Below are 24,405 nucleotides of genomic sequence, written 5' to 3'. Positions count from 1 at the left end.
ATTTCGGACGTATTTTTAATAAGGTTGACATCTTCATTGCACCCACCGTCCAAATATTCAAAAGCAAATTTTGGTATTTTCTTTTTCGCTTTATTGCGTAAATCGGTAACAGACGGGTAGTTATTATTAATGGCAAGTTTAGCTTTACTCATAATTCAAATATTTTGTTCATTAATCGCCATTTTTCTCCTGGTTTCGAGTTTGGTATAGCTTGTTGATATTTCCACATTAACGTTTCCCACTCTTGTACTTTATCATTTTTTTTATCTGCTTCCTGTTTTTTTTCAAAAGAGAAGAGGGGGCTGGTCTCCATAATCATGAAGAGCCTATTTTCTACGATATAAATATCTAAATTTTCTATGTGAGAACCTTTGATACTTTTAATTATTTCTGGCCATACATTTTTATGGTACTGAATATATTCATTGATTAGGGTAGCATCATTCTTTAAATCTAAGGCAAAGCAATGTTTTTGGTTTTTCATATTTAGCTCTGAAAATGTTTATTTGTCATTTGCCCATAAAAAGCAATAACTACAAAGCAGATTAATGGTAAAATAAACGAAAAATTTACTTCGGATAAACCTATTATTTCAGTATCGTTTACACCAAATCCTCCAATATCTATTATTTTACCTTGCAAGCCGGGCATTAAAGCACCACCTACAATGGCCATGACAAGACCGGCGGCACCAATTTTAGATTCCTCTTCTTCCAAGTTTTCTAAGGCGATACCATAAATGGTAGGGAACATTACCGACATACAAAGAGACATGGCAACTAAGCAATACAGCCCTATAGGTCCTACTAAAAACATAGTACCCAATGATGCTACTATAGCTGCTGTAGCGTAGAATAATAATAGTTTGCCCGATGATATAAAACGCAACAGATAGGTGCCAATTACTCTACCTACTAGAAATAATATAAATGTAACAATCTGATAATTGGCAGCAGTTTCACTATCCATACCAATAGCCTCTGCATATTGATAAATATAGGTCCAGCACATAATTTGTGCTCCAACATAAAAAATTTGTGATACTACACCAAAGACATATTTTTTATTTTTTTTCAAAGAACTAAAAGTATGACCTAGACTAGGTATAGAGCCGTCACCTTTAGATTGCGGCATTTTGCTAACAGCGATCAATACTAATATTGCCAAAATAACCAATCCTAGTATAACATAAGGGTCTCTAATAACCATTAAATCTGATGTACGAATGAGCGATTTTTTTGCTTCGGATAAAGCACTATAATTTTCAATATCATCTGATTGTAGATTTTTGAGAACAAATTGTTGAGCAACTAAAAGCCCCAACAGAAGTCCGATAGGATTAAACGCCTGCGCTAGGTTTAATCTTTGTGTGGCGGTTTTAGGGTCGCCCATTGCCAATATATAAGGGTTGGCTGTGGTTTCTAAAAAAGCGAGGCCAAATGTTAAGATGTAAAGTCCCAGACAAAAGAACCAGAATTGTTCTGTAATAGCTGCCGGATAGAATAACAATGCACCTACGGCATAAAGCGCCAAACCTATAAGTACACCTACTTTATATGAGTATTTTCTAACGAAAAGAGCAGCAGGTAATGCCATGCAAAAATAACCGCCGTAAAATGCCATTTGCACCCATGCCGCTTGAGAATTAGATAGTTCTAATACCTTTTTAAAAGCTTGTACCATGGGGTCTGTGACAGCATTAGCAAACCCCCAGAGAGCAAATAAGGAAGTTATTAAAATAAAAGGTAGTACTGTTTTAGTAGTTACGATCGGAGTTTTATCTGTCTTTGACATATGTTGTTTGTTTTTTGGTTTGGTAAACTTTTAAAATGGAACAAGGAACTATAGGGCGCGGTCTAAGTGGCTATACCCACCATCCACAAAAATGAGTTGGCCTGTGGTGTGGCTAGATTTTTCTGATAGTAAGAAGGCAACCATATCTGCAATTTCTTGGGCGGTAGTCATTCTATTCTCTAAAGGAATTTTTTCAGTAACCTTGCCTAATCTCTCTTCAGGATTTGGGAAAGAATTTATCCATCTATCATATAACGGAGTATAACATTCAGCAACAATAACGGCATTTACACGAATAGAGTAGGGAAGCAGTTCTACCGCCCACTCTCTAGTAAGTGCATTTCTACCACCGTTGGCGGCAGCATAACCAGAAGTTCCTCCTTGTCCGGTAACAGAGGTTTTAGAACCTATGTTTACAATGGCGCCTTTGTTCTTTTTAAGTTCAGGGAGCGCATAGTGGGCCATAATGTAATAATGGGTTAGATTTCTTGATATAGATCTCATAAAATCATCATGATTACCGTTTTCAAGACTTACAGAGTCATTAACACCGGCATTATTTACCAATCCGTCAATTCTTCCAAAACGGGCAATACAGCTATCAACAGCTTCTTTGCATTTTTCAGGGTCGGTAAGTTCTGCGAAAGCGTAACCTGCTTGTCCGCCTTCTTTTTCAATTTCTGATATAACCGATACTATGTTCGCTTTATTTCTACCTAAAATATAGGGTATTGCACCTTCTTTAGCAAGGCTTAAGCTTATACCTCTACCAATACCCGATGAGCCACCAGTTACTATTATAATTTTATTTTTCAGTTTTAAATCCATCGTTGGTATATCTTAATTAATGATTTAATGAGAATTTAATCCGTAAAAATTTATGGCATTTAACCCCATTACTTGGTCCTGTTCTTTTTGAGATAATTGCATAATATAGGTGGTAACTACTTCTTTGTTTTTTTCATAGCTACCAGCCAATAAGCATACTGGCCAATCTGAACCGAATAGAATACGTTTAGCTCCGAATGCTTCAAATATGATATCTATATAAGGCGTAAGGTCTTCTGTTTTCCATGTCATCCAATTAGCCTCTGTTGTTAAGCCTGAAAGTTTGCAATACACATTTTGGAAACTTGCGAGTGTTTTAATACTTGCTTTCCAATGGTCTATTTCACCTAATTTAATTGGTGGTTTTGCCAAATGATCGATCACAAATTTTTGATCAGGAAATTTTGAAACTAGAGTTGTGCTATTTTTTAACTGATGCGGAAAAATTAAAATATCGTAAGTTAAGTTTAACGGCGCTAATTTTTTAATTCCGCTTACAAATGCTTCCGACAAGATAAAATCTTCTTTTTCAGCCTGTAAAATATGCCGTACCCCTTTAAATAAATTGTCTTTTGTAAAATGTTCTAAACGCTGTTGTGCATTTGTATTACATAGATCTACCCATCCTACAACTCCTTTTATAAAATCGTTTTCAGCAGCCAATTGAAGTAAGAAATTTGTTTCATCTTCAGATTGATCGGCTTGAACGGCAATGCAGCCATCAACATTGTTACTTGTGAGTATAGGTTTAAGGTCGCTAGGCAAAAAATCTTGCTGAATGATTTTCATACCGCTATCCATCCAACTATCTCTAATGGGGTCGTACTTCCAAAAATGTTGATGGCTGTCAATGATCATTTTGTATATGCCTTGGCAACTTGTTTAGAGCTTCCTAATTTTTCAATTCCTAATTCAACCACATCACCAGGATTTAAATATCTTGGAGGATTGAGGCCTAAACCAACACCAAACGGAGTGCCGGTAGAAATAATATCGCCAGGTAGCAATGTCATATATTGGCTTATATAACTTACCAATTCTGGGACATTGAAAACCAAATCTTCGGTATTGCTATTCTGCAATAATTCACCATTTACCTTAAGCCAAAGATCTAAATCATGTGGGTTGCTTACTTCATCTTTAGTAGCAACAAAAGGACCAATAGGAGCAAAGGTGTCACAACTTTTGCCTTTTACCCATTGCCCTTCTTTTTCTAACTGAAATTCCCTTTCGCTATAGTCATTATGTAACATATAACCCGCTACATAGTCCATTGCATCAGTTTCTTCCACATAACTTGCTTTTTTGCCAATAACAACAGCTAGTTCAACTTCCCAATCCGTCTTTTTGCTGTTTTTCGGAATAATTACATCATCATTTGGTCCAACGATTGCGGAAGTTGCCTTAAAGAATAAAACAGGTTCTGTAGGCACTTTCATTCCGCTTTCAGCGGCATGCTTAGCGTAGTTTAGGCCTACACAAACAATTTTAGAAGGTTTTTTTAATGGAGGACCTAATCGGGTATTCTTGTCTATTTTTGGAAGATTATCAGCTTTTTCACTGACCCAAGATTTTAGTCGTTCTACACCATTGTTTTCAAAAAATAGCTCGTCATAATCTTCACCAAAACCAGAAGTATCTACCCATGCTCCATTTTCAAGAATTACACCTGGTTTTTCATTTTCCGGTGATCCAAATCGTATTAATTTCATTTTGTATGTTTTATCCGTTAAGTTTAATGAACCCCCCATCTATTGGGAAATCTGTACCTGTAATAAAGGACGCTTCGTCTGAGCAAAGATAAAGGGCTAAGTCAGCGACTTCTTGTGGTTTGCCCATTCTACCAATAGGTTGGGTGGCAGAAAGGTTTTTGAACATTTCGTCTTCCTGTCCTGGGTAATTTGCTTTTATAAATCCGTCAACAAACGGCGTATGAATTCTAGCCGGAGAAATACAGTTGCAACGAATGCCATCTTTAATATAGTCTTTAGCAATAGAATACGTCATGGTGAGTATTGCTCCTTTACTCATAGAGTAGGCAAAGCGATCATCTATACCTACACTAGAAGCTATGGATGCCATGTTAATAATGACTCCCCCGTTTTTTTTCATACTAGGGATCAAAGCGTGCATACAGTTATATGGTCCTTTAACGTTAACATTATAAACGCGGTCAAAATCTGCTTCGTTAGTTTTTTCAATATTCCCTACATGGGCAATACCTGCATTGTTGATTAGAATATGCACATTTTGCTTTGATGTAATTTCATTAATTACATCAACTACTTGCTGTTGATCAACAACATTACAGGTATATGATGTAGCTTTTCCACCCTGTTCTTTAATTAAATTTACAGTGCTTTCAGCATTATCTGCATTCAATTCTAAAATATGAACGTTAGCTCCCTGCGCTGCAAATGTGGTAGAAATTGCTTGACCAATACCGCTACCGCCACCAGTTATAATAACGTTTTTGCCTTCTAGATTAAACTTCATGTTTCTGTAGTTTATTTGTTTTGTAATTCTTCTTTCCAAAATGTGCCGTCAGGAAAAGTATATGTGTCTAAAGAATCTTCTTTCATGGTAATACTATATCCAGGTAATTTAGGTGGCATATACGCACCGTCCTTTATAACCACAGGGTCATAAAAATGCTCGTGTAAATGATCTACAAATTCTATAATTCTATTTTCTTGGGTGCCACTTATGGCTATATAGTCTATCATAGAAAGGTGTTGCACATATTCACATAAGCCAACACCGCCCGCATGGGGACAAACGGGGATATTAAATTTGGCGGCCATTAATAAAATAGCCAGTATTTCATTTACACCACCCACCCTACAACTATCAATTTGGCAAATACCAATGGCACCCGCCTGCATAAGTTGTTTAAAAATAACTCTGTTTTGACAATGTTCACCAGTGGCAACCTCAATTGGTTTAACGGCTTTTGCAATTTTTGCATGCCCTAAGATATCATCGGGACTTGTAGGTTCTTCTATCCACCATGGGTTAAATTTCTTAAGCGATTCCATATTGGTGATAGCTTCCTCTACATCCCATTTTTGGTTGGCATCCATCATTAGTTTTAGATCGTCGCCAATTTCTTCTCTAATAATAGCGGCACGTCTCATATCATCTTTAAGGTCAGAACCAACTTTAATTTTCATATGTTTAAAACCACTTTCTTTGGCTTCTCTACAAAGACGTCTCATTTTGTCATCAGAATAGCCCAACCAACCAGCAGAAGTGGTGTACGCAGGGTAACCTTTCTCATTCAAATGAGCCATGCGCTCTTGTTTGGTAGCTTCTTTTTTGTTTAAAAGTTCAAGAGCTTCTTGTGGGGTTATAGCATCTGTAATGTATGTAAAGTCAATGCACGAAACCAATTCGGCCGGTGTCATATCGGCTAGTAATTTCCATAGCGGTTTCTTTTCCACCTTTGCATAAAGGTCCCAAACAGCATTAACAATGGCACCAGTTGCTAAATGAATAACTCCTTTTTCAGGGCCTAACCAGCGCAATTGGCTATCACCGGTAATCATTTTCCAAAAAGCCCCCATGTCTGCGGTGAAACTCTCTAGTGATTTACCAATAACCAAATGAGAAAGAGATTTTATGGCTTGTGTACAAAGTTCGTTACCTCTTCCAATAGTAAAGGTAAGTCCATGACCTTCATCCCCTTCAGGTGAATTTGTTTTTAATATAACATAAGCAGCGCTATAATCTGGATCCGGATTCATAGCATCAGAACCATCTAATGATTTGCTGGTAGGGAAACGAATATCCCTTGCGATTACATCAGTAATTATAATAGAATTTGACATTGATTTTGTTTTCTCCAAAAATATTAGAACAGATGGCTTAAAACTACCTCATAAAATACCATATGCGATACTTTTTTTGCATTAAGTTTATAAATGCTTTCTATATTGGCTTAAAAAAGATGAAGGAGATTCATTTTTAATTATTCTGAACTGACGATTAAAGTTTGAAATATTACCGAATCCGCATGCATAAGCGATCGAGGTGATACTTTCTTTATTTTCTATCAGCATTTTACAGGCGAAACCTATACGTATTTCATTCAAGAACCGAGTAAATGGTTTTCTATGGGTATTTTTAAAAAACCTGCTGAATGCAGAGGCATTCATGTTTGCCAATTCGGCAACATCTTTAGAGCTAATTGGGGTGTGGAAATTTTGATATACATACTCGTAAATAATATTTAATCTGTTATTTTCAGTTTGGTGAAAGGTATTTATGAAACCATTGCTAGATAATAAGGTATAGTTTTGGTTATGTTCAAGTTTGCTTAATATTTCAATTATCCGTATTATTTTAAGTGCCGGATTTAAATTATGTATATTTTCTAAATCATTTTTTAAGGTATCTGTAATATGTTTAAATTTTATTCCTTGTGCTGCTTTTTTAAAAAGATGAGCTACAGGTTGCATCTCTGGTAGGGATAAAAACTCTTTCCCAACAAAGTCCTCTTTAAAATGAATAGAAACTGCTTGGGCTTTAAGCGTGGAGTTTTTTTGAAAATAGGCTTCGTCGTTCAACCACATATGTGGTACGTTTTTTCCAATTAAAACTACTTCGCCAGCTTCAAATTTTTCTATACTATCACCTACAAATCTAGTTCCTGTACTTTTAACGATATATACCAATTCTAACTCTTCATGAAAATGCCAAACCTTCAAAAAATTCTTGTAATTATTTTGAGATACTGTAATAGACGTATTGGCAACACTGGATCTATCTAGTAAATGAAGCTTCATTGTATGAATTTATTACAAAATACGTACTATTCGTGAATGTATAAAAAATATCTAATTAATAGTAAGTTCGCATTTTGTATTAATTCAATAAAAAAGAATGCTACTATTCGTTATCCTTGTATAAAACAATTGGTCAGTAGTCTTTAGCAAAAACTAAAGTTTATTTAGTATTGTGTCTTATCATTCTTTGAGGCCCAATTATTAAAAATCTCAATAGCTTCTTCTTGTAACATTTGTTTAAAGTGAATTTGTCTGTCTTTCATTTCTACTTCCAATTCATCATATATAAACTGGTCATCAAAGTCTATAGCTTTTGCATCGGCTTTATTACAACCATAATATACAGCCTTTGGTCTTGCCCAATAAATAGCGCCAAAGCACATAGGGCAGGGCTCGCAAGAAGTATAGATGATGCAGTCTGTTAGTTGAAATGTATTTAATTTCTTGCAGGCATCTCTAATAACTACCATTTCTGCATGTGCCGTAGGATCGTTTGTTGATGTTACCTGGTTATGACCTTCTGCAATAATTTCTCCATTTTTTACTATCACTGCACCAAAGGGGCCGCCGGCATTTGCGTTCATACCATGCGAGGCCATTTCAATGGCTCTTCTCATAAAAAACTCGTGATCGTGCTTCATTGTGCTTCTGTTTTTTAATAAATGTATCTAAAATTACAGCTTTTTCATTGCACTTTTAAGAAGGCTGCTAAAAGAATATTTAATGTAGACCTTAGTCTTTATAGAAAAAATGAATGATATGTTCTAACAATGATTAATTAATGAATAATGTTCACCTAAATACAGTTTCATATTAGGTTTAAGGATTTTTTATGCTTTAGAGATTTGGTTAAAAGTATGTGTTGCCAGAAAGACCATTGAAAATGGTGGAATAGTTGAATGATAGAGATTTTTATTAGACCAAAATAGGAATAAGCAGTTACAGGTAGTACAAGTTTATTGGTTGGTTGAAAGTCGTTTTTTCTAGTTCTTGATATTTGTAAATAATGTAAATAATACTGTTTTCATATGCTGTATTGTAATTTATGAACACTACAAGCGACGAAATCTAAAAATAAATAGATAAAAATGTCAGACAAGAAATCAAAAAAAGAAATAAGAAAAAATAATGAAAAGCAAATAAGAGCTGCTTTAAAAGATTTAAAAATCTTGCTTGGCAAAGGAGAGTTTATTGCTGCAATGGAAAAGTATTTGCATGATGATGTTCAGTTACAAGAAGCAAATAATGAACCTAAAATAGGAAAGGAAGTTTGTTTGCAAGCGGAAAAGGAACTGTTAGAAACCGTTACTGATTTTGCAGGTTATACTATGAAAAATGTTGCAGTAAGAGGTAATGTCTCTTATTATGAAGCTACAATGAAATTTACGACCTATGATGGGGTTCAACATAACTTTGAACAGGTGAACCGTACAGTATGGGAAAATGGCTTAATTGTAAATGAGCGCTATTATCATGCATAAATTATTTTATAAAAAAGCACTTGTTGAACAGGTGCTTTTTTTATTAATCAACTGCCTAAAAAAACTATGAAAAAGCCAATTGCAATTGTCCAAATAAATACTTTAGAAAATAAAAAGCCAAAACACGCCATAGTTAATGGCTTAGATTTGGTTGTAGTGAAATTTGATGATGAAATATCAGTACTTTACGGAAGATGTCTGCATCGTGGTGCTTTAATGTCAGATGGTTATGTAGATGGTCACAACCTTATTTGTGGTCTTCATGGCTGGGATTATCGTGTAGATACTGGTGTGTCAGAGTATAATAACGCAGAGGTGTTACATAAATTTACTACAAAATTGGAGGGCAATACGCTTTTTGTAGATGAAGCAGAAATTGATGCATACTTGGCAGATAGCCCTCAGCCTTTTAATAGAGATGCCTATTTAGGGGCGTTTGCAGATACACACCCCGAAGATACTGAGCCATATACCGGTTACATAAAAGAATTGGCTACTAACGGATTAAAAAATATGGGTCATCATGGTGCTTCAGCTTCTATGGGGGTAGATAGAAATACCTTGCCAAAATGGAGCGATATTCAGTTTCTGCCAGCGCAATTGGCCAGTAGACCATTGTTAGATGAAGAATCTGTGGCAACTAAAGTAGTTATTGGTCCTAATGCAAAAAAGCCTTTACAATTAGATATGCCATTGTTTGTTAGTGATATGAGTTTTGGGGCATTATCCCGTGAGGCAAAAATAGCATTGTCAAAAGGAGCAGAGCTTGCAGGTACTGGTATTTGTTCTGGTGAAGGCGGTATGTTGCCCAGTGAACAAGAAAACAATAGTAAGTATTTCTATGAGATGGCTTCGGCAAAATTCGGATTCTCTTGGGATAAGTTAGATAAGGTGCAGGCTTTTCATTTCAAAGGAGGACAAGGTGCAAAAACGGGAACGGGCGGACATTTACCTGGTACTAAAGTGAGTAAGGAAATTGCCGAAGTTAGAGGGTTAGAAGAAGGTGAGACGGCAATATCGCCAGCTACTTTTCCAGATTTTCATGGGGTAGACGATTTTAAAGATTTTGCGGCAAAAGTGAGAGAACGAACAGGGGGTATTCCTATCGGGTTTAAAATTGCGGCCAGTCATATAGAAAAAGACATTCAGTTTGCTCTAGATGTGGGGGTTGATTATATCATTCTAGATGGTAGAGGAGGAGGAACAGGTTCTGCACCTACTATTTTAAGAGATAATATTAATATACCTACTATACCGGCTTTGGCCAGAGCTAGAAAGTACATGGATAATGTTGGGGCAACAGATGTTTCTTTGATAATAACTGGCGGATTACGAATTGCAGAAGATTTTGGTAAAGCACTTATGCTAGGTGCAGATGCCATTGCGGTATCAAACTCTGCCTTACAAGCTATTGGTTGTTTGGGTATGAGGGCATGTGGTAGTAATAACTGTCCGGTGGGTATTGCAACCCAAAAAGAATCGTTACGTAGTAGGTTGATAATTGATTCTTCGGCAAAACAGTTATATAACTATTTTGATGCAACCAATAACCTAATAAAGGTAATTGCAAGATCTTGTGGTCATGATGATATTTCAAAATTCAATTTTGAGGACTTATCCACTTTTAATTTTGATATGCATCGCTTAACCGGAATTAATTATGCAGGAATAAACGCCTAAAAAGTATAACCATGAAAATACAAATGCACTTAGCGGCCCAATATTTAGCAGCTGCAGGAATTAGCTTTCTGACTAAAAAAGATGATGACAGCCACACAAATCTAGGTTGGTCCATTGAAAAACAACAATTGGAAACACACCCGTTATCATCAAAAGGAGATATATTATCTTTAAATTATAACACCTTTTCGTTAGAGTGGAACGTTTCTAACAATAATGCTTCTTTTCTATTAGACGGAAAAACACATCAGCAGGTATTACAATGGTTAGAAGAAACTTCAAGGTTGTTTTTAAACAAGGCATATACCTATGATTTTCATTATAATTTGCCTTACAGTATAGATGCGACGTATACTTTTAAATTGAACGTACCAGAATTAAAATACTTAGCTGCTTTAAGGACATTGGCACAATCAAGCGTTGTAAAAACCCTTAATACAACAGATCTGGAGTCTAGTATTCGTGTTTGGCCACATCATTTTGATTTGGGAGCTTACGCAAGTTTAGCTCATAAGGTTTCAGTTGGCTTTGGGTTGGCTATTCCTGATGACATCATAAACGAGCACTATTTTTATATCAGTGGATATGGGGAACAGGGAAGTTTAGATACCAATAATTTTGAAATACTGTCTTTAGGAGAGTGGAAGAATACCAGTTTTAAAGGAGCGGTATTACCGGTAGCAAATGTAAACGAAAAGGAAGTGCTTCAATTTTTTGCCGAAGCAATTGGTAGTTATACAAAAACTACAGGAGCATAAATATATATGTAGTTATTGTAAAAAGATATAGTAATTAACTAGTACTAATCTATAGCACAAGTATAATTTATAAGGTAATCAAAAGAGGTGTTATACAATTGATAAAGGTAAAAGATAGAAAATTGAACATATAGAATTATTGTCCAATGGTGTGGCAGAATTATTATGGATGTTTAAAGCTTAATTGGTGGTTGCATAGTGCTTGTCCTTTAATTTTAGACTTAGTTCTTTACCGCTATATTGGTTTTTACTCTAAAACAGCGTTCCTCCCCTAAATAAAGAGGATTACCATGTTTTTCTGACCAAAATCCGTCTAGAATATCCCTATTTATACACTGGTAAACCACAACACCTTTGTAGGTTTGGTTGTCATCACCTTGGTATTTAAAATTTATAACTAGAATATTGTTTTTAAAGAATCCTGTTCCATATTGCTCTTGATCGGGATTGATGGTCCATTTTGCTTCAATTCTTTGATTTGAATTTAAAGTTAATAGAAGTGTTCCTTTGTAGGTAAACGATTCAGCATCTTGGTTACTGCCGATAATGTTATACTCCCCAACTAAATCTTCAATGCTCATATATTTTAGTATCTATCACAAAAATATTGAAAATTGGACGTATGGTCTCTTGAATAACAGAAAAGGTTATGGCCTATCTTTTTGTAGGTTCCTTAGAAAATAGCAATCTTTATCTTTTATTAAAAATGAATATGAATAAAGAAATTTTAGTGTGTTTGGTGGGCTTGTGTTTTTTAACAAAAATTAATGCTCAAGAAGGAAAGTATGGAGAAAACCAGCCATATTCTTCATATTGGTTTGTAAAAGAACTTTTAAAATGGAGTCCGGACAATGATATTGATGCAAAATTCAATATTAGTCAGGTAGCGTTGGCAAGTCGTTTCTTAAATGATTCTACAGATTTAAACGATAATGCACAGAAGGTACCTGGAATTATAGCGTTGATGGCGCCACATACCACCAATTTTCATCCGTCGCAGGGATTTTCTAGTGTAAAACAGTATGCATTCCCTTTTTGGCAGCAAATAGATTATTTTGTGCAATGGGGTGGGTCATCAAATGAAGGAATCATAGTGCCGCCTACTGCCTTCTGGACAGATGCCGCACATAAGAACGGAGTTAAAAGTATAGGTACGGTATTTTTTCCGCCTAATGTATATGGAGGGAGAGAAGAATGGGTGTACGAATTTTTGGAGCAAAATGAAGATGGTAGTTTTCCCGTTGCGGATAAACTTATTGAAGTTGCCAATACCTATAATTTTGATGGATGGTTCATAAATCAAGAAACCTATGATTTGGATGGTGAGGTTGGAGCGTTGATGCAACAGTTTATATCTTATTACAGAACACAATCGCAATTAAAATTGGTATGGTATGATGCTATGATAGCTGATTCAAGGGTGATATGGCAAGATGAATTGAACAACCATAATCAAATGTATTTTCAAAAAGGCGATAAAAGTATGTCAGATGTCTTCTTTATCAATTTTAGATATAACGAAGTTAATTTAGAGGATAGCAAAGCTTTGGCGCAGGAGCTGGGTAGGAGCGAGTGGGACTTATACGCAGGTATAGATGTACAATCTAAAAGTTACAAGACTCCTGTAAAATGGGATGCATTATATAAGGATGGAAAACCAAATAATACTTCTATTGGAATATATTGGTCAAATGCTACTTTTGATATATCAGAATCAAAAACACCAGCAGATGTGTACGCCAACGAACAAAAGTTTTGGAATGGCGGTTCTTCAATAGAAACACGATTTGGATCGCGTACATGGTTGGGTTTTGCAGATTATTTTGAACCGCGTAGCGTTATCAACGAATTGCCCTTTAAAACGAATTTCAATTATGGTCTTGGGCATTTTTATAATGAGCATGGAAATACTGTCTCAAAAAATGAATGGCACAACCTTAGTATACAAGATGTGCTACCAACATGGCAATTTCAAGTAGATAGTACCAAGGTAAAAGCCAGTATTGATTTTGAAGATAGTTATACTGGTGGTAGTAGTTTATTGTTTGAAGGAACTGAAGATGCGCAAATTCCTTTGTACAAAACCAAAATTAATTTGGATAAAAATGTAAAACTTAATGTAATCTCTAAAACAATAGGGACTGTGGCTATAGAAGTGTACGCTCAATTGTCAAATGGTGAGGTTTTGACATATCCTTTAAGTAGTTCATCTTCTTGGAGAAAACATAAAATTACTATTCCAGTACATAAAAATATAACTATATCTAAAATAGGGATATATAAAAGAGGAAATGGAAGTGTGTATTTGGGAGAAATATCTATGCATGCCGTAAAAGAATCTAGGCCATTAACTTCATCATTTACCGTTAAAACCTTTGCAGGAGAAAATAAGGTAGAATTATATGTGCATTTTTCTTCTATTGAAAAGAACGTATATCATAATTTATATTATATAAATGCCAAAAATGAAAGAGTCTGGTTGGGTAAAACTCCGGCACAAGATTTTTATATATCACATATTCCTACAAAAAATGGTATGCTTAATTTAGAAGTACAATCTGAAAGTTTTGGCGGTGCAAAGGGAAAAATAATCCGAAAAAGGGTGAATGTATCTCAATAGCTAAAGTTATGGTTTAAGTAAAAAATTTCATGTACCAGTTAATGTGATTTTAGCTATTTGATTGAGCGAAAACCATTTAAGACCACACTGATTTTATTCAAAAATTTACCTCGATGAACATAGCAGGTTATTTTAAAAAATAACTTATGTAAAACCTGGTAAAAAATAATTTTATAAAATTTTAGCTGAAGTATTTCTTTAAGCTTACTTCTTTCGTGTATTCAAAAAAGTAGCTGTAAGTAATTGATTTACAATAGACTAAATTCTTTCTTTTATGGTGTTATTAACTAGTTATTTTACTTAAAAAATGAAATTGTTGATAACCCTGTTAAAAGCTTAAAGAGGTATATGTAAAATTAAGATGATTAATTTTCGAACTTTACACCTCGCTAATTATCCACATCATTAACTTTATATTAACATGAAAATCACAGAAGTCATTAAAAGGGATTTTTCAACAAAACCCTTTCATTTACACAAGATAACAAATGCCATTTTAAAGGCTATGACAGCTGTTGAGCATGGAGGTCCCAGCGAAGCTGAAATCATATCTAATAATGTTCATTTAGCACTTTTAGAAAGAAAGCAGGCAGATGATAATTATATTCCTACAGTAGAGGAGGTCCAAGATTTTGTTGAAAATAAATTAATGGAGGGTGGTTATTTCGATGTAGCTAAAGGATACATCCTTTATCGAAATGAACAGGCACAAAGAAGAAAGTCTAATGTTTTTGAAAAACGGGTAAATCTAAAGCCTTACGAATACCCTGCATTATATGAATATGTATCGGCAATACGTCATTCATATTGGATTCATACAGAGTTTAACTTTACAAGTGATATTCAGGATTTTAAAACAGGTTTGACCGATATTGAAAGAAATGCAATAAAGAACACCATGTTGGCAATTTCTCAAATAGAGGTTGCGGTAAAAAGCTTTTGGGGAGATATCTACCACAAAATGCCTAAGCCGGAAATAGGTTCTGTAGGTGCAACTTTTGCAGAAAGTGAAGTAAGACATCATGATGCGTATTCGCACTTGTTAGAAATATTAGGATTGAACGAAGAGTTTAAAAACTTGAAGAAGAAACCTGTAATCATGAAAAGGGTGCATTACTTGGAGACGGCTCTAAAAAACTCTAAGAGTGAGAATAATCAAGAATATGCAGAATCTGTTTTGCTGTTCTCTTTATTTATTGAGCATGTGTCTTTATTTTCTCAGTTCTTGATCATCATGGCCTTTAATAAGCACAAGAACATGTTTAAAGGTATCTCTAATGTTGTTGAGGCTACTTCTAAAGAAGAACAGATTCACGGTGATTTTGGTATTGATATCATAAATATTATTAAAAATGAAAACCCAACATGGTTCAATAAAGAATTTCATGGTTCTGTACAAGAAATGTGTAAAGAGGCATTTATATCGGAAAGTGATATTATAGATTGGATTTTTGAAGCAGGTGAAATTGATTTTTTACCTAAGAAATTAGTAAAAGAATTCATTAAAAAGAGATTTAACGATTCTATAGAAAGTATTGGAATCGAAAAAACATTTGAGGTAGACGAAGAATTACTATCGCAAACAGAATGGTTCGATGATGAAATTATTGGAACCAAACACGGCGATTTCTTCGTAAAACGCTCTATCAATTATAGCAAAAGAACACAAAGTATAACCAGTGACGACTTATTTTAAATGAACGATTCAAAAATTAATTTAGAGACTAGCATACAAGAAGAAGTAAAATTGAATGGTTCTAATGAACTGGTACAAGCTAGAAAAGAAGCGCTTAAAAACCTACAAGAAGATAAAGGAGAAGGTTTTAAATGGTTAAATGAAGATAGCCGTAACTTTTTAGGTTCTGGTTATTTATCACCAGGAGTTTCAGCAGAAACACGTATTCGCGAAATTGCCGATAGAGCAGAAAAAATATTGGACATGCCTGGTTTTTCAGACAAGTTCTACGGTTATATGAGTGAAGGTTTTTACTCGTTGGCATCACCGGTGTGGTCTAATTTCGGAAAAGAAAGAGGGTTGCCAATTAGCTGTTTTGGTTCAAACATATCTGATGATATGGGTAACATTTTGTATACACAGTCAGAAGTAGGAATGATGTCTAAATTAGGTGGTGGTACATCTGGTTATTTTGGTAATATTAGACATAGGGGAGCAGAGGTAAAGAACAATGGAAAAGCTTCAGGAGCGGTACATATTATGCAGCTTTTTGAATCTATGGTAGATGTTGTAAGTCAAGGATCTGTTCGTCGTGGTCGTTTTTCGCCATATTTACCGGTAGAGCATGCAGATATTAAAGAATTTTTGGAAATAGGTACAGAAGGTAACCCTATTCAAGAGCTTACACATGGTGTAACCGTTACCAATGAGTGGATGCAAGAAATGGTAGATGGCGATAATGAAAAGCGTTCTATCTGGGCAAAAGTATTACAAAGAAGAGGTGAAATGGGATATCCGTACATTTTCTTTAAGGATAATGCTAATAACGGTGCTGCTGATGTGTACAAAGAAAAAGGACACAAAATTCATGCAAGTAACCTGTGTACGGAAATTATGTTACCATCAAGTGATGAGTGGTCATTTGTTTGTGTATTATCTTCTGTAAACGTTCTTCATTATGATAAATGGAAAGATACGGATGCAGTAGAAACAATGGTATTCTTTTTAGATGCTGTTATTACTGAATTCTGTGAGAAGTTAGAAGCATACCGTGATTCAGAAAGTCGTGAAGACCGCCAAACCTTCATGTTTATGGAGCGTGCGTATAACTTCGCAAAAGACAACCGTGCTTTAGGTTTAGGAGTATTAGGATGGCATTCATTATTGCAATCTAAAATGTTGCCTTTCAATAGTCAAGAAGCATACAATTTAAATAGTGAAATATTCAAAACCATAAAAGATAAATCTTACAGTGCTTCAGAAGCGTTGGCTGATAAATTTGGTGAACCAGAAGTATTGAAAGGATTTGGCAGAAGAAATGCTACGTTGAACGCAATAGCACCAACTACATCATCTGCATTTATTTTGGGTCAAGTATCACAGGGTATTGAGCCTATTTGGTCCAATACTTATGTAAAGGATATCGCCAAGGTGAAAACTACGATTAGAAACCCGTTCTTAGTAGAGCTTTTAGAAGATAAAGGCATGAACACTACAGAAGTATGGCGTAGTATTAGAGATTTTGATGGGTCTGTACAACATTTAGACTTCCTTTCAGAACTTGAAAAAGATGTATTCAAAACATACTCGGAAATCGATCAGATGGATATTATCTATCAAGCAGCGAACAGACAAAACCATATTGATCAAGGTCAGTCGGTAAATATCATTGTTCACCCAGATATGCCGGTAAAAGAAATCAATAAAATTCATGTGACAGCATGGAAATTAGGGTTGAAGTCGTTGTACTATCAACATAGTATGAACGCAGCCCAAAAGTTCAAACAAAAGAAAGATTGTGCTAGTTGTGAGGCATAGGCCTTTACTGAACTAGAATAGTATTAAGTTTTAAGAATCTGGTGTTTTAACAAACAGGTAATGTTTGTTTAAGCACCAGATTTTTTTTATTCTCAGTTGTAGTTTATAGTTTCATGTTCTTAAAAAAATGAGACTAAGAATTTTTAAGAATCCAGCTATTTAACTCATTTACATCGTTCCTTTTACATAATTGTGTACCTTGGGTCATAGTCGCAGCAGTTCCACATGCTACACCGTAGGCACTCATTTCTTTTATAGATTTGCCGTTCAATAAGGCATGTACCATACCAGCCACCATACTATCGCCTGCACCAATGGTACTTTTTTGAAAAACTATAGGGGCTTTTATATGATTAATTTCATTGTTGGCAACAATCATAGCACCTTTTGGTCCCATTGAAATTACTAATATTTCACATGGATTGTTCTTTAAATAATTCTTGGCGATAGCTTCAAGTTCCGCATAGGATATTTCTTCTATTCCACATAAGGTAGCCAGTTCACCGAGGTTGGGCTTCAATAAAAACACACCTTCTTCAGCCCCTTTTATCAAAGGTTCACCAGATGTGTCTAAGATAAATTTAGCATTGTTTTTTCTAGCTATTTTAGAGACTTGTGCAAAAAAATTGATTGGCATACCGGGGCACAAACTACCACTGGCAACTAAGAAATCATTTGCAGAAAGTATACCGTCCACTTGTTTTAGGGCTTTTTTCCATTCGTTTTCCAAAATTGTGGGTCCTGGCATTCCAAACCGGTATTGCGCATTATTTTTAGTATCTGTCACCGCAAGATTTTCACGTACCCATCCAGATATAGGTATTATTTCTTGTGTAATACTCATGTCTGATAATTGCTGCTGTAGGAGTTCACCGGTAGGTCCTCCGGACATATACATACATAAAGAGGTGCCACCAAGCTCTTGAATAACGCGAGAAACATTTATACCGCCACCGCCAGGCTCGTATACGGGTGTATTACAACGTAATTTACTATTAGGTTTTATACCGGCAACGGTAGTGCTTTTATCAATTGCAGGGTTTACGGTAAGTGTTATGATTTTGTTCATGATAAATTGTAATACATATCTAATATCAAATGTAATTTGATGTATCTACTGTAGCCATGACCAATATCATTGTCGGTAATCAGGTTCTAGAATATCTTAGTGTAAAAGAAATGGTTATGAAAGGTGTTTTTAAAATTGGTAGTGTATCTGGTATTAAAATTCAAATTCATTGGACATTTACATTGTTGCTTATTTGGGTTGCATTTTTAGAAATACAAAAAGGCAGTGGTCTGCATAGGATTCTGCTGAATGAAGCCTTGATTGTAGTGTTATTTCTATGTGTTGTTCTTCATGAATTAGGGCATGCGTTAACTGCGAAAAAATTTGGTGTAGAGACAAAAAATATCTTGTTATTACCCATTGGCGGTGTTGCTACGCTTGAAAAGATGCCAGAAAAACCTATTCAAGAACTACTTATAGCATTGGCAGGGCCTTTAGTTAACGTTGCCATAGCTATGTTACTTTTTCTATTTGTGCCAGTAAAAAGTTATTTTAATTTCGATGCTATCGTTTTAGAAGAAATACTGTATGAAACAACCTTACAGAACTTTTTGTTTTATTTATTTGTAGCCAATGTAATGTTGGTATTATTTAATTTGATTCCTGCTTTTCCTATGGATGGGGGTAGGGTGTTAAGGGCGCTTTTGTCCTTCAGGTTAGGAAGGTTAAGGGCAACGGACATTGCAGCAAATTTAGGTCAGGGGTTGGCTTTTGTATTTTTTATTCTAGGACTTTTCTTTAATCCGTTTTTGATTCTCATTGCGTTTTTTATCTTCTTTGGAGCCTACAGTGAAAATCAATCGGTGAAACAGAGAAATGTACTAAAAGGGCATTTAGTAAGAGAGGCAACCCTAACCAATATTACAAAATTACATTCCAAAAATACCATACAAGAGGCTATTGATATTTTACTGGCAGGAACAGAAAAGGATTTTGTAGTAACCGAAGAAGGCAAAATTATAGGTGTGTTATCACAGAAAGATATTATAAAAAATGTAAAAACTCCCACTATGATAATAGGAGATATTATGCAACGGAAATTTAAGACCGTAGATGTCAATATGGAGATTTTAAAAGCATTAGAAATGATAGGGAATGAAAAGAATAACTTTTATCCAGTAGTTGAGAACGGACGTCTGTTTGGAGCGATCGATACCACGAATATAAACGAGTTTATTCTATTAAAAACGGTATTAAAATAAGTATAATGCTAGAAATCAAGAGGTTTGTTGTAGGTTGAATAGATTTCTTAAAAGAAGTGCTGATTTAAATTATGTTAATGATCAAGCACCGCTGCATAACAAATTTAATGCTATACTTTTCTGCAGAATTGAGCATGCATATTAAGACATTATGGTTTTTATAACAATGATGGTATGCTGTACAATGTATACAAAGCTTTATGAAGCCTCTTTATTTCTAGACTTGCGTTTACTTTTTATAAAGTCAAGTAGTTTGCCGGAAAGAAAAGTGAGTACTACACTTTTTATAGTTCCTTTTTGAATAAAAGAAGCTCCTAATCCCTGTCTTAATTGATATGGAATTACATCTTTTTTTGCGCTGTTAAACTGTAATTTAATACTTTCTTGGTCAATTTGCCGTTGAAGATCAAGAACTTTCAAGCGCTCATCTATTTCCTTAAAAGAATGGTATTGCTTGCTCATCAGTCAAAATAATATTTAGATAATTTTTTAAGTACAGGTTTGTTTAGCTGTTCTCTAAATATATAGAGCATAATAGCTAAAATAATATAGAACCCAGCTACTATTATAAAGCCAATAAAGTAACTGTTCATTAGTTCAGATAGCCACAAACAAGCAGCAAATGACAAGAATAATAATGCAAACAGGCTACTTATGCCTATTAAGAGAAGCTTTAATATACCGGTAGTATTTTTTGATAAGACCTTAAATATTTTAAGTCTATAATACTCATTGCTATGCTCTAAATATGACCCCATATCGGTTTTTATACCTATGAGGTCATTTTTTAATTCTTCAAAAGCCATAATTGCTATTTATGTAGTTGAGCGTTTTTTGCTTTTAAGTCTTCTAGTTTTTGTTCTAGCTTAGCTATGATGTCGTCAGCTTTGTAGCTCATAGTAGATATAGCTTCGTCTAATTTCTTATCAAAAGCATCTTTCTGCTCGTTTGCAGTTTTGGTAAGCTCATCTTTTGCGTGAGAAACCCTTTCAGCAATTTCATGACTGGTATCTTCAACTTTTCTTTTGATTTTATGACGGGTTTCAATTCCTTTATCAGGTGCGTATAAAATGCCTATTGCGGCTCCAATTGCAGCTCCTGTTAACAGCGCCAGTAAAGTGTTTCCATTATCGTTTTGCATCATATTGAATTTAAGTGTTTATGAAAAAAATACACTTAAAATTAAACACTTATGCTCGTTTTACATATGATTTAAGTCATATATGAAAATTAAAATTTGTTTTTAAATAATAGAGGTTATTTATGATTTTGTATAGATAAGAAGTAAGTTATGTTAGTAGTTTATAAACCTGTTTGGCTATTTCCAATTCTTCATTGGTTGGGATAACTAAAAGTTTGACCTTGGCACCTTTGGTATTAATTTCACGTAAGGTAGATGCTCTTAATTCGTTTTTTGAATCATCAATGTAAATATTAAAATACTCCAAATCCTTGCATATTAGTTGACGCATTAAGCTTGAATTTTCTCCAATACCGGCAGTGAAGATAATAGCGTCTAACCCGTTCATAGATGCTGTATATGCACCTATGTATTTTTTAATTCGATACGCATTCATTTCAAGGGCAAGTATGCATTGTGCGTTTCCTTTTCCGGCTTCTTCCTCAATATCTCTTAGATCGTTAAAGCCTGTAAGGCCAAGCATGCCACTTTTCTTATTTAAAAGTTCGTTTACTTTATCTAAACTATAACCAAGTGTATTTACCATATAAAAAATGATGGAGTGGTCAATATCACCACTACGTGTGCCCATAACTAGTCCGTTAGACGGTGCAAACCCCATACTGTGATCAACACTTTTGCCATCTTTTATAGCGGTAATACTACATCCGTTTCCTAAATGAATAGAAATAAGTTTTGTATGCTTTTTGTTCAGGTATTCATTTGCTTTTTCCGAAACATACTTATGGCTGGTACCATGAAAACCATATGCTTGAATTCTTTTATCTTCAAATAGTTCATTAGGCAGGGCATACTTTTTTGCTGTAACAGGTATGGTACCGTGAAAGGCGGTATCAAAAACAATCATTTGTTTAGCGGAATCAAATATTTCTTCAGCCATTAAAATACCTTCTAGATTTGCAGGATTGTGCAATGGAGCTAGGGGGGAGAGACTTTTGATCTTTGTCTTTACCTCTTCGGTAACTAAAGTTGTTTCAGTATAATTACTACCACCATGTACCACACGGTGCCCAATGGCATCAATATCTTCGGTGCTATTAATAACACCCGTTTCAGAATCAAGTAAAAGTGATGTTATCCGCTCTAGACCAGCTTTATGGCTTAAAATAGGGTAAGTTTTTTCAACCTTATGGGTATCGGTTTTATAAGTAGAAATAGCTTCGTCACTACCAATACGTTCTATGGAACCCAGGCAAGTAATTTTAGCCAAAGGCATTTCTAAAAGTTGATATTTTATAGAAGAACTACCAGAATTGATAATTAGTATATTCATAAAAAAAGATTATAATCCTTGTGCTTGGATAGCGGTTATTATGACGGTATTGAAAATGTCATCTACGGTACAGCCACGGCTTAGATCATTAACAGGCTTGTTAAGACCTTGTAACATTGGTCCAATTGCTAAGGCGCCTGTTTCCCTTTGTACGGCTTTATAGGTATTGTTACCTGTATTTAAGTCAGGAAATATAAACACGCTAGCTTGCCCGGCTACCTCAGAATCTGGTAATTTACTTAGTCCTACTTTAGCATCTACCGCTGCATCATATTGTATAGGACCTTCAACTTTAAGATCTGGTCTTTTTACTTTTATAATTTCTGTAGCTTTTCTAACCCTATCAACATCTTCACCAATACCAGAAGCTCCAGAAGAGTATGAAAGCATGGCTATTTTTGGTTCAATACCAAATGCGGCACTTGTAGCGGCAGAAGAAATTGCTATTTCAGATAATTGTTCAGAATTAGGATTAGGATTAATGGCGCAATCTCCAAAAACAGTAACCCTATTGGGCAGGCACATGAAAAATATAGAAGATACTATAGATACCCCTGGTTTTGTTTTAATGAACTGGAGCGCCGGTCTAATGGTGTGTTGGGTAGTATGCGCCGCGCCAGATACCATACCATCGGCATGCCCTTTGTACACCATCATGGTACCATAATAAGATACATCTTCCATTAAATCTTTGGCCATTGCCAAGTTTACATTTTTATGTTTTCGCAATTCAAATAAAGTATTGGCGTAATCTAAAAACTGATCAGATGTTTTAGGGTCTATAATGTTTATAGTATTACTATCTAGATCAATATCTAGTTCTGTAATTTTAGAGGTAATCTGTTCTTTGTTCCCCAAAAGAGTAATGGTAACAGCATTGGTATCGATCAGCATTTTGGTCGCCATTAAAATACGTTCATCTGAACCTTCGGGAAGAACAATATGCTTTTTGGAAGAAGTAGCTTTCTGCAGAAGGTTATATTGAAACATTCTAGGGGTTATGCCCTTGGCTTTAAAAGTGATTAAGCGTTCAGCCAACTCTTTAGTAGGGATATGTTTTTCAAACTCTTGTATAGAGGTCTGTATTTTTTCTGTGTTTTCGGCATATATACGTGGTCTTATGATACCTATTTTGTTGGTAACGTTAAATGTACCTCTTGCAACCGATAGAATAGGAATAATATCTGAAAGACCTTCTATCAGTTTTATAATAGACTCTTCCGGTAATAGACCTCCAGTTAAAACAATACCGGAAAGGCTAGGGTAGTTTGTTGATATATTAGCCTGTAATGCCCCTAAAATAATATCGGCACGGTCACCAGGTGTAATCACAAGACTATTATCTTTTAAATGTGTTATGTAATTACGCAATTGCATGGCACCTACACTAAAACTGCCTACTTGGTTGTTGATGTAATCTTCACCAAAAAGCACTTTAGCATCTAATTCTTGTGCAATCTCTTTTAATGTTGGACTACCTAAAATAGGATTTAATGGAATGGTGCCTACTAAAACATCATTAGGTAGTTTTTCTTTTAATCCGTTAGATACAATAGTTATATTTTCCGGTTGTACTTTATTGGCTACTATTAATAACACATCTACACCTTTTTCTTTAAAAGAATCATAGGCCATATAAAGATTTCCTATCAATTCATCTAAAGTCTTATTTTTTCCACTTGCTAAAATTACGGCGGGTATTCCTAAGTTTTTTGCGATAAGAACGTTAATATCCCATTCAATTATTGCGCCCTCTCCAGAAAAATCGGTTCCTTCGACCAACACAAAATCAAACTTGTTTTCAATAGTTTTATACTTGTGTATAATGTGACCTACAATTTCATCGTCCTTATCTTGGTTTTTTAATTGTACCACCTGGCTACGCGTATATGCAAAGGCTTCTTCTGGTTTCATATCTACGTTGAAGTAGCTTAAAACAGTGTCAATATGGTTGTCAGTTTTACCTTTGGGGACATCGTCAATAATAGGTCTGAAATAGCCAACTTTGGCAGTCCTGCCTAATAGAAGTTGCATTAGACCTAGTGAAATTATCGATTTTCCGCTATTGGGTTCTGTTGTAACAATATATATGGCTTTACTCACGTGTATAAGGAATTAGTGATTAACAAATTTATAGGGTTCTTGAAGGATTCACTTTTGCTATATGAAAAGCTGACACTGTAGTTTGAAGTTGATAAGTATTAGGTTGTAAAAGTGGT

General features: G+C 34.9%; 23 protein-coding genes and 1 pseudogene. 7 read left to right on the top strand and 17 right to left on the bottom strand.

Translation table 11 applies throughout. The features are described 5' to 3' along the window. From BW936_RS20005 to BW936_RS18030, 10 genes and pseudogenes are all read right to left on the bottom strand, one after another. Positions 1-152 (bottom strand): annotated as a pseudogene (locus BW936_RS20005) (alpha-hydroxy-acid oxidizing protein); the annotation flags it as partial. Then, positions 149-484 carry an L-rhamnose mutarotase gene (locus tag BW936_RS18070; protein WP_076550993.1) on the bottom strand — a complete coding sequence of 112 codons (336 nt, stop codon included), beginning with the start codon at positions 482-484 and terminating at the stop codon, positions 149-151. The gene BW936_RS18070 and the pseudogene BW936_RS20005, both read right to left, overlap by 4 nt. A gap of 2 nt (positions 485-486) precedes the next feature. Beyond that, complete coding sequence (fucP, locus tag BW936_RS18065; RefSeq protein ID WP_076550991.1) at positions 487-1,794, bottom strand: L-fucose:H+ symporter permease; 1,308 nt, start codon at positions 1,792-1,794, stop codon at positions 487-489. 48 nt (positions 1,795-1,842) lie between these two features. Continuing rightward, positions 1,843-2,622 (bottom strand): L-fucose dehydrogenase, encoded by a 780-nt coding sequence (locus tag BW936_RS18060; RefSeq protein WP_076550989.1) that lies wholly within the window; start codon positions 2,620-2,622, stop codon positions 1,843-1,845. Positions 2,623-2,646: 24 nt separating this feature from the next. Then, positions 2,647-3,480 carry an amidohydrolase family protein gene (locus BW936_RS18055; RefSeq protein WP_076550987.1) on the bottom strand — a complete coding sequence of 278 codons (834 nt, stop codon included), beginning with the start codon at positions 3,478-3,480 and terminating at the stop codon, positions 2,647-2,649. Beyond that, positions 3,477-4,334, bottom strand: a complete 858-nt coding sequence (locus BW936_RS18050; RefSeq protein ID WP_076551022.1) for a fumarylacetoacetate hydrolase family protein — start codon at positions 4,332-4,334, stop codon at positions 3,477-3,479. Before BW936_RS18050 ends, BW936_RS18055 begins: the two co-directional genes overlap by 4 nt. Before the next feature lie 10 nt (positions 4,335-4,344). Beyond that, entirely contained in the window at positions 4,345-5,118 is a 774-nt protein-coding gene (locus tag BW936_RS18045) for an SDR family NAD(P)-dependent oxidoreductase (RefSeq protein ID WP_076551019.1), read from the bottom strand. 11 nt (positions 5,119-5,129) lie between these two features. Next, on the bottom strand, positions 5,130-6,452 hold the full coding sequence (locus BW936_RS18040; protein ID WP_076550986.1) for an L-fuconate dehydratase: 1,323 nt from the start codon (positions 6,450-6,452) through the stop codon (positions 5,130-5,132). Positions 6,453-6,539: 87 nt separating this feature from the next. Further along, positions 6,540-7,409 (bottom strand): AraC family transcriptional regulator, encoded by an 870-nt coding sequence (locus tag BW936_RS18035; protein WP_076550984.1) that lies wholly within the window; start codon positions 7,407-7,409, stop codon positions 6,540-6,542. A 164-nt stretch (positions 7,410-7,573) separates the two neighbouring features. Beyond that, a complete protein-coding gene (locus BW936_RS18030) occupies positions 7,574-8,050 on the bottom strand; it encodes a nucleoside deaminase (protein ID WP_076550982.1) in 477 nt (158 codons plus the stop codon). Positions 8,051-8,497: 447 nt separating this feature from the next. Between BW936_RS18030 and BW936_RS18025 the strand changes: the two genes are divergently transcribed. The 3 genes from BW936_RS18025 (at position 8,498) to BW936_RS18015 (ending at position 11,328) form a co-directional block, all read left to right on the top strand. Further along, on the top strand, positions 8,498-8,890 hold the full coding sequence (locus BW936_RS18025; protein ID WP_076550980.1) for a hypothetical protein: 393 nt from the start codon (positions 8,498-8,500) through the stop codon (positions 8,888-8,890). Positions 8,891-8,956: 66 nt separating this feature from the next. Beyond that, the gene (locus BW936_RS18020) at positions 8,957-10,570 is read left to right on the top strand and encodes a glutamate synthase-related protein (RefSeq protein WP_076550978.1); all 1,614 of its coding nucleotides are present in this window, start codon (positions 8,957-8,959) and stop codon (positions 10,568-10,570) included. 11 nt (positions 10,571-10,581) lie between these two features. Then, the gene (locus BW936_RS18015; protein ID WP_076550976.1) at positions 10,582-11,328 is read left to right on the top strand and encodes a hypothetical protein; all 747 of its coding nucleotides are present in this window, start codon (positions 10,582-10,584) and stop codon (positions 11,326-11,328) included. Positions 11,329-11,549: 221 nt separating this feature from the next. On the opposite strand, the gene BW936_RS18010 is transcribed toward BW936_RS18015, so the two are convergent. Then, positions 11,550-11,909 (bottom strand): hypothetical protein, encoded by a 360-nt coding sequence (locus BW936_RS18010; protein ID WP_076550974.1) that lies wholly within the window; start codon positions 11,907-11,909, stop codon positions 11,550-11,552. Positions 11,910-12,040: 131 nt separating this feature from the next. Here BW936_RS18010 and BW936_RS18005 point away from each other — a divergent pair, with 131 nt between their 5' ends. The 3 genes from BW936_RS18005 to BW936_RS17995 all read left to right on the top strand — a co-directional run bounded on the left by BW936_RS18005 (position 12,041) and on the right by BW936_RS17995 (position 17,441). Continuing rightward, positions 12,041-13,948: an endo-beta-N-acetylglucosaminidase gene (locus tag BW936_RS18005; protein WP_159439038.1), complete on the top strand. Its 1,908-nt coding sequence runs from the start codon at positions 12,041-12,043 to the stop codon at positions 13,946-13,948. 421 nt (positions 13,949-14,369) lie between these two features. After that, on the top strand, positions 14,370-15,644 hold the full coding sequence (locus BW936_RS18000) for a ribonucleotide-diphosphate reductase subunit beta (RefSeq protein ID WP_076550970.1): 1,275 nt from the start codon (positions 14,370-14,372) through the stop codon (positions 15,642-15,644). After that, positions 15,645-17,441: a ribonucleoside-diphosphate reductase subunit alpha gene (locus BW936_RS17995; protein WP_076550968.1), complete on the top strand. Its 1,797-nt coding sequence runs from the start codon at positions 15,645-15,647 to the stop codon at positions 17,439-17,441. It abuts the gene before it with no gap. Between the two features lie 133 nt (positions 17,442-17,574). On the opposite strand, the gene BW936_RS17990 is transcribed toward BW936_RS17995, so the two are convergent. Next, entirely contained in the window at positions 17,575-18,510 is a 936-nt protein-coding gene (locus tag BW936_RS17990) for a 1-phosphofructokinase family hexose kinase (protein ID WP_076550966.1), read from the bottom strand. A gap of 56 nt (positions 18,511-18,566) precedes the next feature. On the opposite strand from BW936_RS17990, the gene BW936_RS17985 reads away from it, so the two are divergent. Continuing rightward, positions 18,567-19,712, top strand: coding sequence for a site-2 protease family protein (locus BW936_RS17985; protein WP_244156269.1), 1,146 nt, complete (start codon positions 18,567-18,569; stop codon positions 19,710-19,712). Positions 19,713-19,910: 198 nt separating this feature from the next. On the opposite strand, the gene BW936_RS17980 is transcribed toward BW936_RS17985, so the two are convergent. The 5 genes from BW936_RS17980 to pta all read right to left on the bottom strand — a co-directional run bounded on the left by BW936_RS17980 (position 19,911) and on the right by pta (position 24,289). Continuing rightward, positions 19,911-20,174, bottom strand: a complete 264-nt coding sequence (locus BW936_RS17980) for a DUF6327 family protein (protein WP_084182136.1) — start codon at positions 20,172-20,174, stop codon at positions 19,911-19,913. Continuing rightward, positions 20,174-20,518: a phage holin family protein gene (locus BW936_RS17975; RefSeq protein ID WP_076550960.1), complete on the bottom strand. Its 345-nt coding sequence runs from the start codon at positions 20,516-20,518 to the stop codon at positions 20,174-20,176. Before BW936_RS17975 ends, BW936_RS17980 begins: the two co-directional genes overlap by 1 nt. Before the next feature lie 5 nt (positions 20,519-20,523). Then, entirely contained in the window at positions 20,524-20,853 is a 330-nt protein-coding gene (locus tag BW936_RS17970) for a YtxH domain-containing protein (protein WP_076551015.1), read from the bottom strand. 148 nt (positions 20,854-21,001) lie between these two features. Further along, positions 21,002-22,186, bottom strand: a complete 1,185-nt coding sequence (locus tag BW936_RS17965; protein ID WP_076550958.1) for an acetate/propionate family kinase — start codon at positions 22,184-22,186, stop codon at positions 21,002-21,004. Positions 22,187-22,195: 9 nt separating this feature from the next. Continuing rightward, positions 22,196-24,289 carry a phosphate acetyltransferase gene (pta, locus tag BW936_RS17960; RefSeq protein WP_076550955.1) on the bottom strand — a complete coding sequence of 698 codons (2,094 nt, stop codon included), beginning with the start codon at positions 24,287-24,289 and terminating at the stop codon, positions 22,196-22,198. Positions 24,290-24,405 lie beyond the last annotated feature (116 nt).

Source organism: Maribacter ulvicola, assembly GCF_900155985.1.
Classification (GTDB): Bacteria; Bacteroidota; Bacteroidia; order Flavobacteriales; family Flavobacteriaceae; genus Maribacter; species Maribacter ulvicola.
Note: the sequence above shows the minus strand (reverse complement) of the source record. Positions and strands in the feature narration are given on the sequence as shown.

Excerpts from the sequence above, each read along its gene's own strand:
- BW936_RS18070 (WP_076550993.1), bottom strand. The coding sequence starts at position 484 with ATGAAAAACCAAAAACATTGCTTTGCCTTAGATTTAAAGAATGATGCT.
- fucP (WP_076550991.1), bottom strand. The coding sequence starts at position 1,794 with ATGTCAAAGACAGATAAAACTCCGATCGTAACTACTAAAACAGTACTA.
- BW936_RS18060 (WP_076550989.1), bottom strand. The coding sequence starts at position 2,622 with ATGGATTTAAAACTGAAAAATAAAATTATAATAGTAACTGGTGGCTCA.
- BW936_RS18055 (WP_076550987.1), bottom strand. The coding sequence starts at position 3,480 with ATGATCATTGACAGCCATCAACATTTTTGGAAGTACGACCCCATTAGA.
- BW936_RS18050 (WP_076551022.1), bottom strand. The coding sequence starts at position 4,334 with ATGAAATTAATACGATTTGGATCACCGGAAAATGAAAAACCAGGTGTA.
- BW936_RS18045 (WP_076551019.1), bottom strand. The coding sequence starts at position 5,118 with ATGAAGTTTAATCTAGAAGGCAAAAACGTTATTATAACTGGTGGCGGT.
- BW936_RS18040 (WP_076550986.1), bottom strand. The coding sequence starts at position 6,452 with ATGTCAAATTCTATTATAATTACTGATGTAATCGCAAGGGATATTCGT.
- BW936_RS18035 (WP_076550984.1), bottom strand. The coding sequence starts at position 7,409 with ATGAAGCTTCATTTACTAGATAGATCCAGTGTTGCCAATACGTCTATT.
- BW936_RS18030 (WP_076550982.1), bottom strand. The coding sequence starts at position 8,050 with ATGAAGCACGATCACGAGTTTTTTATGAGAAGAGCCATTGAAATGGCC.
- BW936_RS18025 (WP_076550980.1), top strand. The coding sequence starts at position 8,498 with ATGTCAGACAAGAAATCAAAAAAAGAAATAAGAAAAAATAATGAAAAG.
- BW936_RS18020 (WP_076550978.1), top strand. The coding sequence starts at position 8,957 with ATGAAAAAGCCAATTGCAATTGTCCAAATAAATACTTTAGAAAATAAA.
- BW936_RS18015 (WP_076550976.1), top strand. The coding sequence starts at position 10,582 with ATGAAAATACAAATGCACTTAGCGGCCCAATATTTAGCAGCTGCAGGA.
- BW936_RS18010 (WP_076550974.1), bottom strand. The coding sequence starts at position 11,909 with ATGAGCATTGAAGATTTAGTTGGGGAGTATAACATTATCGGCAGTAAC.
- BW936_RS18005 (WP_159439038.1), top strand. The coding sequence starts at position 12,041 with ATGAATAAAGAAATTTTAGTGTGTTTGGTGGGCTTGTGTTTTTTAACA.
- BW936_RS18000 (WP_076550970.1), top strand. The coding sequence starts at position 14,370 with ATGAAAATCACAGAAGTCATTAAAAGGGATTTTTCAACAAAACCCTTT.
- BW936_RS17995 (WP_076550968.1), top strand. The coding sequence starts at position 15,645 with ATGAACGATTCAAAAATTAATTTAGAGACTAGCATACAAGAAGAAGTA.
- BW936_RS17990 (WP_076550966.1), bottom strand. The coding sequence starts at position 18,510 with ATGAACAAAATCATAACACTTACCGTAAACCCTGCAATTGATAAAAGC.
- BW936_RS17985 (WP_244156269.1), top strand. The coding sequence starts at position 18,567 with ATGACCAATATCATTGTCGGTAATCAGGTTCTAGAATATCTTAGTGTA.
- BW936_RS17980 (WP_084182136.1), bottom strand. The coding sequence starts at position 20,174 with ATGAGCAAGCAATACCATTCTTTTAAGGAAATAGATGAGCGCTTGAAA.
- BW936_RS17975 (WP_076550960.1), bottom strand. The coding sequence starts at position 20,518 with ATGGCTTTTGAAGAATTAAAAAATGACCTCATAGGTATAAAAACCGAT.
- BW936_RS17970 (WP_076551015.1), bottom strand. The coding sequence starts at position 20,853 with ATGCAAAACGATAATGGAAACACTTTACTGGCGCTGTTAACAGGAGCT.
- BW936_RS17965 (WP_076550958.1), bottom strand. The coding sequence starts at position 22,186 with ATGAATATACTAATTATCAATTCTGGTAGTTCTTCTATAAAATATCAA.